The organism is Pseudoalteromonas sp. S3178 (assembly GCF_005886985.1).
Taxonomy (GTDB): Bacteria; Pseudomonadota; Gammaproteobacteria; order Enterobacterales; family Alteromonadaceae; genus Pseudoalteromonas; species Pseudoalteromonas carrageenovora.
On record NZ_PNCW01000275.1, the window covers coordinates 1 to 362 of the forward strand.

Annotated in this window: 1 pseudogene; it reads left to right on the forward strand. The window is 44.8% G+C overall.

The window, feature by feature from the left end:
- Positions 1–362 (forward strand): annotated as a pseudogene (locus CWC11_RS20945) (ATP-binding protein); the annotation flags it as partial.

Genomic DNA, 362 nt, shown 5'->3' on the forward strand with positions numbered 1-362 from the left:
CACCACGCAAGAAAATCAAGCCGATTTTGAACAAGCGCTTGGCGTGATTGTGCAGCGCAGCGATGGCCTGATGTCATTTGTTAATCGCTATGCAAGCGTTGCAAAACAGCATCAGCTTCATATAGAAGCGATATCAATAAATGACTTACTAACGCCGCTCGTAGGGCTCTTCGACAATCGCGTGAGATTAACCATTGAACAGGACTTTACGCTGCAAATTGATCAAAGCTTACTTGAGCAAGCACTTGTAAACCTGATTAAAAATGCCTTGGAAGCTGGAGGTGAGAGCTGCGCTGTTTGCGTCAACGCATATCACAATCATAAATTTGCAGGTATTGAAGTACTCGATGAAGGGCATGGCA